At 69.7% G+C, this 16,501-nt stretch carries 13 protein-coding genes; 6 read left to right on the top strand and 7 right to left on the bottom strand.

Annotated features, from left to right (window positions below; genetic code table 11):
- Positions 1-50: 50 nt before the first annotated feature.
- From ALI144C_RS26460 to ALI144C_RS26450, 3 genes are read left to right on the top strand one after another with little or no spacing between them, the layout of a single operon-like run.
- Positions 51-875 carry an NAD-dependent epimerase/dehydratase family protein gene (locus ALI144C_RS26460; RefSeq protein WP_076989867.1) on the top strand — a complete coding sequence of 275 codons (825 nt, stop codon included), beginning with the start codon at positions 51-53 and terminating at the stop codon, positions 873-875.
- Positions 872-2,377: an aldehyde dehydrogenase (NADP(+)) gene (locus tag ALI144C_RS26455; protein WP_076989866.1), complete on the top strand. Its 1,506-nt coding sequence runs from the start codon at positions 872-874 to the stop codon at positions 2,375-2,377. Before ALI144C_RS26460 ends, ALI144C_RS26455 begins: the two co-directional genes overlap by 4 nt.
- Positions 2,378-2,397: 20 nt before the next feature.
- Positions 2,398-3,219 carry a hypothetical protein gene (locus ALI144C_RS26450; protein ID WP_076989865.1) on the top strand — a complete coding sequence of 274 codons (822 nt, stop codon included), beginning with the start codon at positions 2,398-2,400 and terminating at the stop codon, positions 3,217-3,219.
- 75 nt (positions 3,220-3,294) lie between these two features.
- Here ALI144C_RS26450 and ALI144C_RS26445 read toward each other — a convergent pair whose 3' ends face one another.
- The 6 genes from ALI144C_RS26445 to ALI144C_RS26420 form a co-directional block, all read right to left on the bottom strand.
- Entirely contained in the window at positions 3,295-4,746 is a 1,452-nt protein-coding gene (locus ALI144C_RS26445; RefSeq protein WP_076989864.1) for a sensor histidine kinase, read from the bottom strand.
- Positions 4,746-5,459: a response regulator transcription factor gene (locus ALI144C_RS26440; protein WP_076989863.1), complete on the bottom strand. Its 714-nt coding sequence runs from the start codon at positions 5,457-5,459 to the stop codon at positions 4,746-4,748. Before ALI144C_RS26440 ends, ALI144C_RS26445 begins: the two co-directional genes overlap by 1 nt.
- Before the next feature lie 51 nt (positions 5,460-5,510).
- Positions 5,511-7,532, bottom strand: coding sequence for an ArnT family glycosyltransferase (locus ALI144C_RS26435; RefSeq protein ID WP_076989862.1), 2,022 nt, complete (start codon positions 7,530-7,532; stop codon positions 5,511-5,513).
- Positions 7,529-8,764 (bottom strand): bifunctional glycosyltransferase family 2/GtrA family protein, encoded by a 1,236-nt coding sequence (locus tag ALI144C_RS26430; RefSeq protein WP_076989861.1) that lies wholly within the window; start codon positions 8,762-8,764, stop codon positions 7,529-7,531. Before ALI144C_RS26430 ends, ALI144C_RS26435 begins: the two co-directional genes overlap by 4 nt.
- A 398-nt stretch (positions 8,765-9,162) precedes the next feature.
- Complete coding sequence (locus ALI144C_RS26425) at positions 9,163-11,850, bottom strand: bifunctional acetate--CoA ligase family protein/GNAT family N-acetyltransferase (protein WP_076989860.1); 2,688 nt, start codon at positions 11,848-11,850, stop codon at positions 9,163-9,165.
- 9 nt (positions 11,851-11,859) lie between these two features.
- Positions 11,860-13,044, bottom strand: coding sequence for an acetoin utilization protein AcuC (locus tag ALI144C_RS26420; RefSeq protein WP_076989859.1), 1,185 nt, complete (start codon positions 13,042-13,044; stop codon positions 11,860-11,862).
- Between the two features lie 23 nt (positions 13,045-13,067).
- On the opposite strand from ALI144C_RS26420, the gene ALI144C_RS55750 reads away from it, so the two are divergent.
- Positions 13,068-13,715, top strand: coding sequence for a hypothetical protein (locus tag ALI144C_RS55750; protein WP_076989858.1), 648 nt, complete (start codon positions 13,068-13,070; stop codon positions 13,713-13,715).
- 3 nt (positions 13,716-13,718) lie between these two features.
- On the opposite strand, the gene ALI144C_RS26410 is transcribed toward ALI144C_RS55750, so the two are convergent.
- Positions 13,719-14,558 carry a sulfurtransferase gene (locus tag ALI144C_RS26410; protein WP_076989857.1) on the bottom strand — a complete coding sequence of 280 codons (840 nt, stop codon included), beginning with the start codon at positions 14,556-14,558 and terminating at the stop codon, positions 13,719-13,721.
- Positions 14,559-14,636: 78 nt separating this feature from the next.
- On the opposite strand from ALI144C_RS26410, the gene ALI144C_RS26405 reads away from it, so the two are divergent.
- Both ALI144C_RS26405 and galK read left to right on the top strand, forming a co-directional pair.
- A complete protein-coding gene (locus tag ALI144C_RS26405) occupies positions 14,637-15,332 on the top strand; it encodes a metal-dependent transcriptional regulator (protein WP_076989856.1) in 696 nt (231 codons plus the stop codon).
- A complete protein-coding gene (galK, locus tag ALI144C_RS26400; RefSeq protein ID WP_076989855.1) occupies positions 15,329-16,486 on the top strand; it encodes a galactokinase in 1,158 nt (385 codons plus the stop codon). The genes ALI144C_RS26405 and galK overlap by 4 nt, the downstream gene beginning before the upstream one ends.
- Positions 16,487-16,501: the final 15 nt, after the last annotated feature.

The raw sequence follows: 16,501 nt of genomic DNA, 5'->3' as shown, positions 1-16,501 counted from the left end.
TCGACCACTGATTCGACCACTGCCGCGAGAACCGAAAGGGACCGAAGAACGTGACCCAACGCATCCTGATCACCGGGGCGGCAGGAGGAGTCGGGACGCTGATGCGTACCCGGCTGGCCGCCGACGATCGGATCCTGCGGCTGCTGGACATCGCCGAACTCCCCGCCGCAGGCGCGGACGAGCAGGTGGAGATCATCCAGGCGTCCGTCACCGACACGGACGCGATGGAGCGGGCCTGCGCCGGTGTCGACGCGGTGATCCACCTCGGCGGGCACAGCCTCGAGCAGGTCTGGTCCAAGATCCTCGACGTCAACATCAACGGCACCTACGTGGTCCTCGAGGCAGCGCGCAGGCAGGGCGTCAAGCGCGTGGTGCTGGCCAGCTCCAACCACGCGGTCGGCTTCGTCGAGAAGGCGCGAGGCGAGGCCGGGGACTACGAGTTCCCCAGGCCGGACACCAACTACGGCGTCAGCAAGGTCGCGCTGGAGGCCCTGGGCAGCCTGTACGCCGACCGCTACGGCATGGACGTCATCTGCGTGCGGATCGGCTCGTGCTTCGAGAAACCCAAAGACGTGCGGATGCTGTCGACGTGGCTGTCGCCCGCCGACGGCGCGCGGCTGTTCGAGGCGTGCCTGGCCACGCCGGACCCCGGTTTCCGCGTCATCTGGGGCATCTCGGACAACACCCGCCGCTGGTTCTCCCTGGACGAGGGCCGCAAACTCGGCTACGAGTCCCAGGACGACTCCGAGGTCTACGCGGCCGAGGTGATCGCCGAGCACGGCGAGCTCGACCCGGAGTCGCATGCGGCGCGGTATCTCGGCGGCGCGTGGTGCGGCCCCGATTTCAACACAGCTGAGAAGGAGGCAGGACGGTGACTGTGCAGGGCTACGACCCGAGGACCGGGCAGCCGTACGGCGACCCGCTCGAGGTCACCTCGGACACCGAGGTGGACCGGCTCTGCGAAGCCGCGCACTCGGCCTACCTGACCTGGTCGGACCGGGCAGCCGAAGACCGGGCGCGGGTGCTCGACCTGGTGGCCGACCGGCTGGACGGCGAGTCCGAAGCGCTGATCGCGGTCGCCGACGCGGAAACCGCGCTGGGCGTGCCGAGGCTGACCACCGAGCTCAAGCGCACCACCAACCAGCTGCGGATGTTCGCGGACGTGTTGCGTGAGGGCAGCTACGTCGACGCGACGATCGACTCGCCGAACATGGACATCATCCCGCCGCGCCCGGACGTGCGGCGGGTGCTGCGGCCGATCGGCGTGATCGCGGTGTTCTCGGCCAGCAACTTCCCCTTCGCGTTGTCGACGGTCGGTTCGGACACCGCGTCGGCGCTGGCGGCGGGCTGTGCCGTGGTGGTCAAGGCCCACCCGGGGCACCCCAACACCACCAACGAGACGGGCCGCGTGGTCGCGGCGGCGTTGAGCGAGGGCGGCGCGCCGGACGGGCTGTTCTCGGTCGTCCACGGCACCCAGTCGGGTGTCCGGCTGGTGCAGCACCCGTTGGTCAAGGCGGTCGGGTTCACCGGTTCCCTCAGCGGCGGGCGCGCGCTCTACGACCTGGCGAACTCACGGCCGGACCCGATCCCGTTCTACGGCGAGCTGGGCAGCGTCAACCCGACCGTGGTCCTGCCCGCGGCGGCAGCCGAGCGTTCGTCGGAGATCGCGGCGGGCTTCGCGCAGTCGGTGACCATGGGGGTCGGGCAGTTCTGCACCAACCCCGGGCTGGTGTTCGCCCCGTCGTCCATTGTGGATGATCTCGGCAAGGCCGTGACGGACTCCCATGGCGGCGCGATGCTCAACGAGCGGATGCACGACACGTACCGCTCGACCGTGGACACGCTGTCGCACAGCGACTTGGTGTCCCTGGTGGCCACCGGCAGCGCACCGGGCGACGCGTGGGCGAGCAAGCCCGCGCTGTTCTCCGTGCCGCTGGCGACCTTCGAGGCCAACCTGGAGAAGCTGACCGAGGAGAACTTCGGCCCGTCGGCGCTGGTGGTCACGTACTCGGACGTGGCCGACGTGCTGCCGGTGCTGTCCCGTCTGCCCGGCACGCTGACCGGAACGGTGCACGCGCAGCCGTCGGAGAACGCGGACGCCGCGGCGGTCGCGGGTGAGCTGCGCAAGATCGCGGGCCGGTTGATCTACAACGGCTGGCCGACCGGGATCGCGCTGGCGTGGGCGATGCAGCACGGCGGCCCGTGGCCCGCGACGACGAACGCGAGCCACACGTCCATCGGTGTGCCGGGCATCTACCGCTGGCTCGCCCCCGTGACGTACCAGACGTGGCCGGACGAGCTCCTCCCGCCGGAACTGCGAGACGCCAACCCGCTCGGCATCACCCGTCGTCGGGATGGGGTATTGGGAAACCACTGATCCCGGGTTTCCATAGAGGCATGACGTCCTTGTCGAGACGGGCACTGCTCGGCGCGGGCGCGGTGTTCGCCGCGTCGAGCAGTGTCCCGGCCACCGCGGCTGACATGCCTGCGGACCCATACCCGACGACGGCCCCGCACGTGATCGAGGCGGAGGCCTTCGTGCAGTACCTGAACCTCCCGTCCTGCCCTGCGGAGAACAACAACTACAAGGACGACGGCACCCCGAACATCCTCACGTGGGGAACGCCGGGGCAGCCGTCGACCTGGTTCAACCAGTCGCAGTGCGCGTCGTTCCTGACCGGCTTGCTCCGGCGGACCTACCCGGACGCCGCCACGCCCCAGCACTTCGAGACCTACTTCGGTTCCCGCTCCCCCACCGCCCGGCAGTACCGGCAGGCCTTCGCCGCCGGAATCCCGCACTGGCTGACCGTCGAACGGCTGGCGGACCTGCGCGCCGGGGACCTCATCGCGATCGACTACAACAACGGCAAGCCCACCCAGACCGGTCACATCGTGATGGTCCGGCGGATCAAGGGAACCTACGTCGCGCCGAGCCCGACGCTGAACTTCCCCGGCGAGACGCAGTACGCCGTCGAGGTCATCGACTGCACGTCGGATCCGCACGGGGTCCGCGGCGTCGGGAACTACGCGGCGTACCCGGACATCCGGCTGGTCGACGGCGTCAACGACCGCGAAGGCGTCGGCTTCGGGCACATGATGTTCTACGTCTCCGACGACACCGGGACGTTCACGCGGTACCGGTGGAGCGTCAACACGTCCTCCAGCGGGACCTACACGGTCGCCCAGCGCCCCATCGCGGCCGCGCGGTTCACCAGCTAACGTCCGCTGCTTGTGCAACCAATGTGGCCTTTGTTGCACGAAACGCAACAAAGGCCACATTGGTTGCACACACACCTAGGGAAGGGGCAGCAGCACGGTGAACCGTGCGCCCTCCCCCGGTGCCGTGCGGAGTTCGACCCTGCCGCCGTGGGCTTCCAGGATCGCGGCGGTGATGGCCAGTCCGAGGCCGGTGCCGCCGCGTTTGCGGGTGCGGGCCTCGTCCACGCGGTAGAACCGGTCGAACACGTACGGCGCGGCCTCAGGCGGGATTCCCGGGCCCTCGTCGCTGACCTCGAGGACCACCCGGCCACGGGACTCCAGCGTGCCCGCCACCGCCACCGGCGAGTCCTTGCGGTTGCCGGACAGCCCGACCCGGACGTGGATCGCGCTGTCCGGCGGCGTGTGCGTCATGGCGTTGCTGATCAGGTTGGTGATCACCTGGCGCATCCGGTGTTCGTCCGCGGTCACGCGGATCGGCCTGCGCGCGCTTTCCACGACCAGCTGCCGATCCGGATCACGGGCGCGGCCGTCGTGCACCGCGTCCTCCACCAGGGTCCTGATGTCCAGCTCGGTCAGGTCCAGCGCGCGTTCCTGGTCGAGCCTGGCCAGCAGCAGCAGGTCCTCCACCAGCAGGCCCATCCGGATCGCCTCGCCCTCGATCCGGCTCATCAACCGGTCGACGTCGTCGCGTTCCGGCGCGCCGCCACGCCGGTGCAGTTCCGCGAAGCCACGGATGGACGTCAGCGGGGTGCGCAGTTCATGAGAGGCGTCGGCGACGAACCGCCGTAGCCGCGTCTCCGACTGCTCGCGTTGCCGCAGGGCCGACGACAGCCTGCCGACCATGGTGTTCAGCGCGCCACCGAGGCGTCCCGTCTCGGTCCGCGTGTCCGAGTCGACTCGCCGGTCCAGGTCACCGCCCGCGATGCCGTCCGCGGCCCGTTCGATCTTGGTCAACGGCCGCAGACCCAGCCGGACCAGCATGAACCCCCCGCCCGCGATCGCCAGCAGCAGCGCGACGCCGACACCCGCCTCGATCCAGATCAACCGGGTGACGGTGGTGTTCGTGTTCTCCATCGACTGGGCGAGCATCACGATCCCCGGTGGAGCGCCCGGCCCGGCGCCCAGCGGGGGCGGTCGCAACCGGACCAGCACTCGCCAGGGCGCGCCACCTTGCTGGTCGTCGGCGAAGAACGGCTCGGTCCCCACCTGGCCGATGGTTCCGGCCGTCAGGGTCGGCAGCACCGGGCCACCGAGGGTGTTGCCCCTGACCAACTCGCCGTCCCCGTGCAATTCGACGAAGACGTAATCGGTGGGCAGGTTGTCGGAGTTGCGCTTGGTGTTCGGCGGCGGCGGGCCCAGTCCGCGCGGCCGTGCGATCAGGTCCTTGAGCTGGCCGTCGATCCGGTGGATCATCGACTCCCTGATCAACAGCACGCTCGCCACCCCGAAAACGGCCAGGCCGACGGTGCCGAGCAGGACGAGCACCACCACCAGCCGCGTCCGCAGCGTCCACGGGCGGCGACTCATCACCCGCCCCGTTCGTCCCTCGGCAGCCGCAGCGAGTAGCCGACGCCGCGGATCGTGTGGATCAGGGCGGGCTCCACCGAGTCGATCTTGCGGCGCAGGTAGCTGATGTACGACTCGACGATCCGGCCGTCGCCGCCGAAGTCGTAGTTCCACACCCGGTCGAGGATCTGCGGCTTGCTGACCACCCGTTCGGCGTTGACCATCAGGTACCGCAGCAGGTTGAACTCCGTCGGCGAGAGCTGCACGAGCCGCCCGGAGCGGTGGACCTCGTGCGCGTCCTCGTCGAGGACGAGGTCCGCGTACCGGAACGTACCGTCGTCCCGGGGCGTCTCCGCGCCGCCGTTGGTCCGGCGGAGGATCGCTCGCAGACGCAGCACGACTTCCTCCAGGCTGAACGGCTTGGTCACGTAGTCGTCGCCGCCCGCGGTCAACCCGGCGATCCGGTCCTCCAGCGCGTCGCGCGCGGTCAGGAACAGCACAGGTAGCTGGTCCTGAACCGTGCGCAGCGTGCGGGCGAGGGTGAACCCGTCGGTGTCCGGCAGCATCACGTCGAGTACGACGATGTCCGGCCGCACCCGGCGGACGGCGGCCAGCGCCTCGGTCCCGCAGTCCGCCGCGTGCACGACGAACCCGCTGAGCCGAAGCGCGGCCGACAGCAGCTCCAGGATGTTCGGTTCGTCGTCGACCACGAGCACGGTCGGGTGGGTGTTCACTGGACCAGCGTCAACGACGAACCTGGGAACTACCTGGGAACACGCTGTGAGTCATCCGTCGGTGCACTCATGAAGCTGCTGGTGACCCGCGGTGAGCACCTGCTTGCAGTTCTGCTCGACCCATGTGGACACTTCCTCGACCCCGCCGCCGGGGCCGCGCCTGGCACTGCTGAGGACGAACCGCAGCTTGCCCTCCTTGACCCAGGTGGACAGTTGGCTCGTCGTCGGCGCCGGGTCACGGCCGCTGAAGCCGCCCATGCTCACGATGTTCTCGTCGGTCGCCATGATGTACGGAATCGCGGCCTGCGAACCGCCCTGCACCGCCATCAGGTACTCCGCGCCGCTCGAGTGCGCCTTGGCGTAGTCCACGATCTTCTGCTGGTCGGCGGTGAGAGTGCCGTTCGCCTCACCGGGCCCACCCGGTCCGCCGCCTTGTGGTGGCACCATGCCCGGCGGCGGAGTCGTGACGCCTGGTGGCAGGCGGATGGCGAAGTTGCCGCCACTCATCCCGCCCGACGGGCCAGCCATGGGGAGCCCGGAGTTGCCGGACGCGAACGCCCCGGCGCCCGACCACACACCCGGCGCCAGCAGCACCGCGGCCAGACTGAGCACAATGGCCATCCGCTTCACCTTGCGCAGCACGAGCACCAGGACCGTCAGCACCGCGACACCCAGAACCGCCCAGCGCAGCCAGCCGTTCCACGCCGTGTCACGGGAGATGAGCACCCACGCCCACGCGGCCGTGACCACGACACTTGCCGGTAGCACGAGCCAGCTCAACCCCTTGGGCTGGCGGTACATCCTGACCGCCCACACTGCCCCGGCACCGACCAGCGCACCGATCGCGGGCGCCATCACAGTCGTGTAGTACGGGTGGAAAATGCCCTCCTGCAGGCTGAACACCAGCGCGTTGACCACGAGCCAACCGCCCCACAACACCCAGCCCGCACGCTGTGCGGTGTCGGCGGGAGCGAACCGGCGGAACCGCCGGAAGCCCAGCACGGCGGCGACAACGAGCGCGATCAACGCCAGCGGGAGCAACCAGCTGATCTGACCGCCGACCGCGTCCCCGAACATCCGGCCGGGACCGGACTCGCCACCGAACGCCGCGCTGCCACCCGGCCCACCGAAAACCATCTCACCGCCCCCGCCACCACCGGGGCCGCCCACGACGGCGCCGGGCGGCGGAGTGCCCATGGTCCGCATTCCCCCACCGGGGCCGCCACCTCCGCCGAACACGCGGCCGAGTCCGTTGTAGCCGAGGACGAGATCGAGGGCCGAGCCGTCCGAACTGCCACCGATGTACGGCTTCTGCCCCGGCCACAGGTCCACCACGACCACCCACCACAGTGAACTGGCGAGCAGGACCACGGCAGCGCCGACGACGTCGAACAGCTTGCGCCGCCAGTTCGCCTTGCTCCCGGCCAGATAAGCCGCAACGAACGCGGGGACCACGATCCACGCGGCCAGCATCTTGGCCAGGAACCCGCAACCGATCAGGAAAGCCGCGAACCACAACCACATCGTCCGTGTCCTGGCCTCGGCCGTCTTCATCGCGCGGGTGAACGCGTACGCGGCCGCGACGAGCGTCAGCACGAGCATGGCGTCTGTATTGTTGGTGCGGTTGGTGACCACCGTGATCGGCGTGAGCGCGAAGATCAACGCGGCGATCAAGGCGGCGTTGTCCCCCGCCCACATCCGGACCGTCCGGTGCAGCAGGAAGATCGCCGCGATCCCTTCGATCACCTGCGGCAGCAGGATGGCCCAGTTGTGGTAGCCGAAGATCCACACGGAGATCACCTGCGGCCACAACGACAACGGCGGCTTGTCCACAGTGATCACACCGGCCGGGTCGAACGAGCCGAAGACGAAGTTGGTGAAGCTCGTCGACATCGACTTGATCGCGGCGGTGTAGTACCCGTTGCCCCAACCGCTGCTCCACAGCGTTGAGGCGTACAGGATTCCGCCGACCACGAGGATCGCGCCAAGCGCGTACCCGCGCCATCGCGGCGGTGCCGGGCCGGAGTCGGCCACCTCGACGTGGTCGGTGTGCCCGGCAGTGGCGGCGGTCATAGCTTTCCCTTTCCCTGTTTGAAAACCCATCCCCGGAACAACACGAACCGACCGGCCGTGCCCAGCAGCGAAGCGCCGAGCAACACCGTCAGCTCCAGCATCCGCCCCGGGTGTGGCACAACGGAATTCAGCACGAGCAGCGCGGTGGACGTGAACGCGTAGTACAGACCGAAAACGGCGAGCCCTTGAAAATGCACCCGGCCCGACGATCCGCTGGCACCGAGGAAGGTGAATCTCCGGTTGGCCTCGGTGTTGAACATGGTCGTCACGACCAAGGCGAACAGGTTCGCCAGCAACGGGTTCATCGCCGGGCGGAAGATCGCGTACAGCAACAACGTGACCGCTGTGGACACCGCGCCGATCGCACCGAACGACAGCAGTTGCCAGACCAGTCCGGTGTCCCTCCTCGACACCACGGCGTCCGGGTGCGCCGGACTCGGTTCGGGCCGTTTCGGCAGGTCCTTGACACGAGCGGCACCGCCCGCCTTGGCGCGGGCGACCCGGATCAGGCCCCGGATGTCCTCCAGCGCGGTCGAGGAGATCCGGACGCGGGTGTCGATGTCCTCCACCCAGTCGACCGGCACCTCGTGCACCCGCAAACCGTTGTGCTCGGCCAACAGCAGCAGCTCGGTGTCGAAGAACCAGTTGTCGTCCCGGACGTGTTCGAGCAGCGGCCGGATCACGTCGGTGCGCGCCGCCTTGAAGCCGCACTGCGCGTCGCTGAACCTCGCGCCGTGGCTGAGCCGGATGAGTGCGTTGTAGCAGCGGGAGATCAACTCGCGTTTGGGTCCGCGAACGGTCCGCGCGCCCGGTGCGAGACGGGAGCCGATCGAGATGTCGGAGTGGCCGTTGACCAGGGGCGCGACCAGCGGCAACAGGGCGTCGAGGCCGGTCGACAGGTCCACGTCCATGTAGGCGACGACGTCGGCGTCGCTCCACCGCCAGGCGGTGCGCAGCGCTCGGCCTCGCCCCTTTTCGTCCAGGTGCAGCAAGCGGACGCGGTCGTCGGCTTGCGCCAACTCGCCCGCTATCGCCAGTGTGTCGTCGGTGCTGGCGTTGTCGACGATGGTCACGGTCCACTGGAACGGGAACGCCTCGTCCAGGTACGTCCGGAGCACGTCGACGCAGCCGCGCAACGCTCGTTCTTCGTTGTACACCGGGATGACCACGTCGACCGTGACGGTTCTGGTGGCGCTGTCCGGCGGCTTGGCCGAGGCTTGGGTACCGGTCATGACTACAGGTATGCCGGTCGTAACCGCGAGTCCCCTGGATGTCAGCTCAAAGGAACCTGGGAGCGGTTCACAGACCGGAATTGTTCATGTACATGAACTTCAATCACATTCTTGACCAGGCCAGGTGTCGTGGCTTAACTTTCACTCACCCTGCAGCGACGGTCCTCGACGAGGAGGAGCCAGATGCACCAACGAGAACATCTGACTCCCGCGACGCGCACCACCACCGCGCTCACACCCTCGGCGCACCGCCTGACCAGGGGAAGCTCACCAGAAGCCGGCGGCGGCCGGTCAGGGGTCCAGCGCACTGCCGGATCCCTCTTCAGACGGGGGCTCGTTCAGTCTGGCGGCGGGAGCGAGCCCCCTCCCACCAGAGCAGTGGAATGCCCCGCGCCCGGCTAACCCATGCTCCGCAGCCGCCGCGGGCCGGTGTCGTGGCGTGACGGCGGCGGCCCGACCGCGACCCTCGCGTAGACGACGCTCGCCCCGGATTCCGATGCCACCACAGGTTCCAGCTCGAGGACACGCACTTCCGGCACGTCCTCGGCCAACGCGGCCACCCGCAGCACCAGGTCCTCCAGTGCGCCGAGATCCGCCATCGGACTGCCGCCGTAACCCGCGAGCAACGGCGCCGCCTTGGGCGCACGAACCAGGCCGGCGGCGTCCACGTCGGTCATCGGGATCGACCGGTACGCGCGGTCGCCGAGCAGATCGTTGACCACACCGGACAGTCCGAACGAGACCAGCGTGCCGAACGACGGGTCGTCCTGGAGCCCGATCACGCACGACGTCCCCTTGGCCACCATCCGCTGCACGTAAACGGTGTCCACTCCGGACACCTGCCGCAGGTCCGTGTACGCCGCGCGCATGGTGTCGGGGCTGCTGATGTCCAGCCGCACGCCGACGAGGTCGAACCGGTGGCGCAGCAGCGTGTTGGACGCCTTGGCGGCGACGGGGAAGCCCAGCGCCGCCGCGGCGGCCGCGGCCTCGTCCGGGGTTCGTACGATCTTGAACGGCGCCACCTCGATGCCGTAGAAACCCAGCAGGCGCACCACTTGCGCGTCCGTCAGCCACTCGTCACCGTCGTCCATCACCGACTGGACCAGCTCACGCGCCGCGTCGGGCCTGACCCCGTCCGGCCGCACGAGCGTGCCGCGCGGCGCCGACCGCCAACGGGCGTACCGGGTGACCCTGGCCAACGCGAGCACGGCCCGTTCCGGGCTGGGATACGACGGGATCGAGCCACGGCCGGGCGACCCGTCCGGGCCCGGCACCGCCAACTCCGCCGGGACACCCTCGGCCGCGAGGAACGTCGACACGATCGGCTTGCCGTGCCCCTCGGCCAGACCGGCGACGGCTTCCCGCAACTCACGGGCATACGTGGTCCCCGGCACGGCGAGGGGCGGCACGAACACCACGACCAACGCGTCGACGTCCTCCCGCAGCAACGCCTCCCGGACCGCCGCGGCGAACTCGGCCGGACCGGCCTGCGGCCCCACGTCCACCGGTTCGCCCGCCAGCTCAAGCCCCTGAGCCAACGCGGTGTCCGCCGCGAGCACACCGATCGCGGTGGAGTTGCCGACCACGGCGACCCGGCTGCCCTCCGGCAGCGGCTGGTGTGCCAGCACCATCGCCGTGTCGAACAACTGCGCCAGCGACTCGACCCTGATCACACCGGCCTGCTCGAACACCGCCTGCACGCTCGGCTCGTCGACCTGGACCGACGTCGCGGCGAGCGCGGGTGAGACGGCGTTGCGCCCGGACTTCACCGCCACGATCGGTTTCGTGCGGCCCAGCCTGCGGGCCAGCCGCGCGAACTTCCGCGGGTTGCCGAACGACTCCAGGTACAGCAGCACCACGTCGGTCGCCGGATCGGTCATCCAGTACTGCAACAGGTCGTTGCCGGACACGTCCGCCCGGTTGCCCGCCGAGACGAACGTCGACAGCCCCAGCCCGCGCGCGGCCGCGTCAGCCAGGATCGCCGTGCCCAACGCGCCCGACTGGCAGAAGAAGCCCGTCCGCCCCAACCCGGGCAGCTTCGGCGCGAGACTGGCGTTGAGCCGCACCGAGCGGTCCATGTTCACCACGCCGAGCGCGTTCGGGCCGACCACGCGCATACCGTGTGCCCTGGCCTCCTCGGCCAGTTTGCGTTCCGCGCTGCGGCCCTCGTCGCCGATCTCGCTGAACCCGGACGTCACCACGACCAGCGCCTTGACGCCCTTGGCCAGGCAGTCGTCCAGCACCTCGTTGATGCTCGTCGCGGGCACGGCGACCACGGCGAGGTCGACGGGGTCGGGGATGTCCAGCACACGGCGGTACGCGCGCACGCCCCGGACCGCCGGGTGCTCGGCGTTGACCGGAAACACCGGCCCGGCGAAGTTCGCCGTGAGCAGGTTCGTCAGCACCGCGTAGCCGACCTTGGTCGGGTCGGTCGACGCCCCGATCACCGCGACCGACTTCGGGTTGAGCACATTGTGGACACTGCGGGCCTCGGCCGCCTGCTCGCGCGACCGCGCCACCGCGACGGACTCGTCGGTCGGGTCGATCGCGAACTCCAGGTGGATCACGCCTTCCTCCAGCGCGCGGCTGACCTGGTACCCGGCGTCCTTGAACACCCGGATCATCTGGCCGTTCTCGCCGAGCACCTCGGCGGTGAACCGGTTGAGCCCCTGCTCCTGCGCCGCGGCCGCCAGGTGCTCGAGCAGGATCGAGCCGATGCCGCGGCCCTGGTGGTCGTCCTCGACGACGAACGCCACCTCCGCCTGGTCACCAGGCTGGTCACCGGCATTGAGGCGTTCGTAGCGGCCGACGGCGATGATGTCGTCGCCCAGCATCGCCGCGAACCCGACTCGGTTGCGGTGGTCCAACGTGACGAAGCGCTTCAGGTCCCGCGGTGGGATCCGCGGGTACGCCCCGAAGTAGCGGAAGTACCGGGTGCGCTCGGACAACCGGCCGTGGAACGCGACGAGCCGGTCGGCGTCGTCCGGCGTGATCGGTCGCAGGTGGACAGTGCCGCCGTCCGACAGCACGACGTCCGCCTCCCACTGCCGCGGATAGTCGAAGGGGTCGAAATCGCTCGGGTTCACTGTGTCTTCTCAGTCTCTTGGATCGGCCGGGTCCAGGCCGTGCAGCGGGAACACCGCCTGCCGTACGTCCCTGATCACCGCGTCGACCGGCTCCGTGGTCGCCCCGTCCCACGGCTTGTACTCGACATCGGCGCCGTCACCCATCGTGGCGGGCAGGGTCGCGTTCGGTGCGCGGCGCTGGACGTCGTTGACCCACTCGCGCGGCAACGGCGTCGCCGGGTCGATGTCCCGGTCCAGCACGGTGGCGAGCAGGTGCGTCCACGACCGGGGCACCACCCGCAGCAACTGGTAGCCGCCGCCACCCATCGACAGCCACTTGCCGCCGGCGTACCGGTCGGCCAGCGAACGCAACGTCCGGTACGTCTCGCGGTGCCCGTCCACACTCAGGTTGAGCTCCGCGAGCGGGTCCTCCTCGTGAGTGTCCACACCGCACTGCGTGACGAGCACGTCCGGCCGGAACTCCTGGAGCAGCGAGGGAACCACGGCGTGGAAGGCGCGCTGCCACGCGGGGTCACGGGTGAACGGCGGCAGCGGGATGTTCACCGACGTGCCCTGGGCGTCCGGCCCGCCGAGCTCGGTCACCCGGCCCGTACCCGGAAAGAGCGTCATCGGGCTCTGGTGCAACGAGATGGTCAGCACGCGCGGGTCGTTGTAGAAGGCGGCTTGGGTGCCGTCGCCGTGGTGCACGTCGACGTCGATGTACGCGACTCGGTCGGCGCCGTTGTCCAGCAGCCACGAGATCGCCACCGCGCAGTCGTTGTACACGCAGAACCCGGCCGCGTGGTCGTGCATGGCGTGGTGCAGACCACCTGCGATGTTGATCGCCCGGTTCGTGGCCCCGGTCGCGATCTGCCGTGCTGCCAGCAACGACGCGCCGACCACCAGCGACGTGGCCTCGTGCATGTTGGAGAACACGGGGTTGTCCGGCGTGCCGAGGCCATGGCCGACGTCCCAGCCCACCATCGGCGCCTCCCGCACCGCCGCGATGTACCCCGCGTCGTGGACCCGCTCGATCTCCGCGTCGGGCGCGGGTTCCGGACGCAGCGGCTCGACGCCGTCCAGCACACCGAGCTGGGTGGCCAGAGCCATCGTCAGCTCCAGCCGGACAGGGTTGAACGGGTGGTCCCCGCCCATGTCATAGCCGAGAAGTGCGGGGTCCCACACGACACTGCTTCCGGAGGCTGGCGTACCCATGGCACAACACTAGTCTTAACGCCGTGATCCGACGGTTCGTGTGCGCGGCGGCACTCGCGGCGACGACTACGGCGTTGACAGCCGCGGCGTGTGCCGCGCCCATCACCGGCAACCCGGTCGCCGCCGAACCCGCCGTCACGAACTCCCCCACTCCGGACGTCACCACGACCGAGGAGTCGTACCCCACGCCCCCGTCTGATCCCACCAGCGCCCCACGCCTCACCACTCCCACCACTACCACGACATCCGAGCCGCCGGTGACGATCGCCCACCGCAAGACGATCACCACCGCCCCGGCATGCTCCACTTTCGTCACGGTCGATGACATCGGAAACGTAACGGGTACGAACGCGTCCGCCGAGCCTGAGGACAAAGGCTTCTGCAGCTACACACTCACCCGATCGGGCAACCCGGCCGGTATCGCGCTCGTGGTGCTCACGTCCAGCTTGGAAACCAAAGGCACCACGCCGACGACGTTCGAGGGCAACACCGCGCACCGGCGCAACACGGTCGACACAACATGCGATCTGCGCATCGCGTTGACCGACGACCGGTCGGCGCAGTACCGCGTGCTGTGGGTCAGCCTGGTGCTGACCGGCCACGACGAGCCGGTCTGCGCAGTCGTCGACAAGCTGGCCACGAAAGTGTTCGGCAAGCTGCCCGGCACCTGAAGATCAGCCTGTTTCCGCAGGTCGCGCCGGATCCGACGACCACTGCGACCACGATCCGGGGTAGAGCGCGGCCGGGTGTTGCCCGTCGGTCAGGCCGGACACCTCGAGCGCCAGCACGACCGACGACGCTGTGACACCCGACCCGCAGTAGGCACCGACCGCGGCCGCGTCGTGCACGCCCAGCGAACGAAACCGTTCGGCCAGCGCGGCAACCGGCAACCACCGGCCGTCTTCGCCTGTGTGACCGGCGAAGGGGGCGTTCACGGCACCGGGGATGTGACCGGCGCGCGGATCCACCGGTTCCGTCTCACCGCGGTAGCGCTCCGGTGCCCGTGCGTCGAGCAGAACACCGGATCGGGCGAGTTCGGCCGCGCCGTCGGCGTCGACCGTCGGCATCCCGCCTGGCCGCACCTCGATGTCACCCCGTTGCGGCTGCGGCACTTCCGTGATCACTGGGCGCTCTTCCCCTTGCCACGCCGCGTAACCACCGTCGAGGACAGCCACGTTCGAGTGACCCGCCCAGCGCAGCAGCCACCACGCGCGAGCCGCGACGGAGCCGTTGCCGCCGTCGTAGACCACGACCGCGGAGTCCTGGTTCACCCCGGCCGCACGCAGGACTTCCTGCAGGTCACCGGGCTCCGGCAAGGGATGGCGGCCGCCCTCTCCCGGCGGCGCGGCCAGTTCGGCGTCCAGGTCGACGAACACCGCGCCGGGAAGGTGTCCGGCCACGTAGGACTCACGGCCGGGCGGGCCGCCCAGCGCCCACCGGACGTCCAGCAGCACCGGCGGCGGGGAATTCTTCAGCAGATCAGCCAGTTCCGAAGTGGAGACAAGTGCGCGCACCCCACCATCCTGGCCCGCCGGGCACCTCGGAGTGTCAGTGGGTGCGACTACCATGGACGCCGACGAAGGGGTAGCGGCGTGAACGAGCTCATCGACACCACAGAAATGTACCTGCGCACCATCTACGAACTCGAAGAAGAAGGTGTGGTGCCGCTCCGCGCGCGGATCGCGGAACGGTTGCAGCAAAGCGGGCCGACAGTGAGCCAGACGGTCGGCCGGATGGAACGCGACGGACTGCTCGTGGTCGCCGACGATCGTCACCTCGAACTGACCGACCACGGCAGGGAACTGGCCGTCGCGGTGATGCGCAAGCACCGGCTGGCGGAGCGGCTGCTGGTGGACGTGATCGGTCTGGAATGGGAACACGTGCACAGCGAGGCATGTCGCTGGGAGCACGTGATGAGCGAGGCGGTCGAGCGCAAGCTGGTCAAGCTGCTCGGCAACCCGACCACCTCGCCGTACGGCAACCCGATCCCTGGCCTGGACAAGCTGGGCGAGGGCGAGCCCGCGCCGCCCGCCGAGGCGGACCTGGTGCGGGTGGACGAGGTGGCCCGCCGGGGTGGCGGCAAGGTGGAGATCAGGCGGATCGCCGAACACGTGCAGATGGACCCGGACCTGATGGCCGAGCTCAAGTCGGTCGGCCTGCTGCCGGGTCAGACGGTCAGCGTCGGCCCGTCCAAGGGTGACGGCAACACGATCGAGGTCAGCGGCGCGGGCCACTCCGCCCAGATCGAGCCGTCGGTGCTGCACGCGGTGCTGGCGCGATCCGAGTGAGCCAGGCGGCGCGAGCGGCCGAGGCGTTCGAACGACTGCACGGCCGGCCGCCGGCCGGCGTGTGGTCGGCGCCTGGCCGCGTGAACCTGATCGGTGAGCACACCGACTACAACGACGGCTTCGTCCTGCCGTTCGCGATCCCGCACCGCACCGCGGTCGCGGCGTCGCCCCGCACGGACGACACGATCACAGTCTCGACGCTGCACGACCGCGGCCGCGCGGAGACCGCGGACCCGGTCCGGATCTCGCAGCTGGCGCCCGGCACCGTGACCGGGTGGGCCGCGTACCCGTCCGGCGTGGCGTGGGTTCTGCGCGAGCAGGGCGTCAGCGGCGGTGCGGACCTGGTGATCGCCGGTGACGTGCCTGCGGGGGCGGGCCTGTCGTCGTCGCACTCGCTGGAGTGCGCCACGGCGTTGGCGCTGTTGGGTTTGGCCGGTTCACGCCAGACGACCAGCGACGTCGCCAAGTGGATCCAGCAGGCCGAGAACGATTTCGTCGGCGCGCCAACGGGTCTGCTCGACCAGACGGCGTCGCTGAACTGCACGGAGTCGCACGTGCTGTTCCTGGACGTGCGGTCCGGCGAGGCCGAGCAGGTGCCGTTCGACGCGTCCCGGCACGGCCTGGAAGTGCTCGTGATCGACACCAGGGCCAACCACTCGCACATCGGGTCCGGCTACGGCGAGCGCCGCCGCGGCTGTGAGGAGGCGGCCGCGCTCCTCGGCATCCCCGCCCTGCGCGACATCGAACTCCCCGGGCTCGACGGCGCTCTCGCGAAGCTGCCCGAGCACCTGCGGCCGCTCGTGCACCACGTCGTGACCGAGAACGACCGCGTGCTGCGTACCGTCGCTTTCCTGCGTGCGGACAAGTACGCGGAGATCGGCCCGTTGCTCAGCGAGTCCCACGCGAGCCTGCGCGACGACTACCGCGTCTCGTGCGACGAGCTGGACGTGGCCGCGGAGGCGGCTGAAGCCGCCGGTGCGCTGGGTGCCAGGATGATCGGCGGCGGCTTCGGCGGGTCCGCGATCGCGCTGGTGCGTGCCGAGGCCCGTGCCGAGGTCGAGGCGGCGGTCACCGGGGCTTTCGCCGAACGGTCGTTCACCGCGCCGCGGATGTTCACCGGCGTGCCGTCGGCGGGCGCGGGCCAGGATCTCTGACAGTGACTTCGGAAG

The sequence above is a fragment of the Actinosynnema sp. ALI-1.44 genome (assembly GCF_001984155.1).
In the GTDB taxonomy this organism is placed as follows: Bacteria; Actinomycetota; Actinomycetes; order Mycobacteriales; family Pseudonocardiaceae; genus Kibdelosporangium.
The sequence above is the reverse complement of the archived record's forward strand: the minus strand, read 5'-3'. Positions and strand labels throughout refer to the sequence as shown.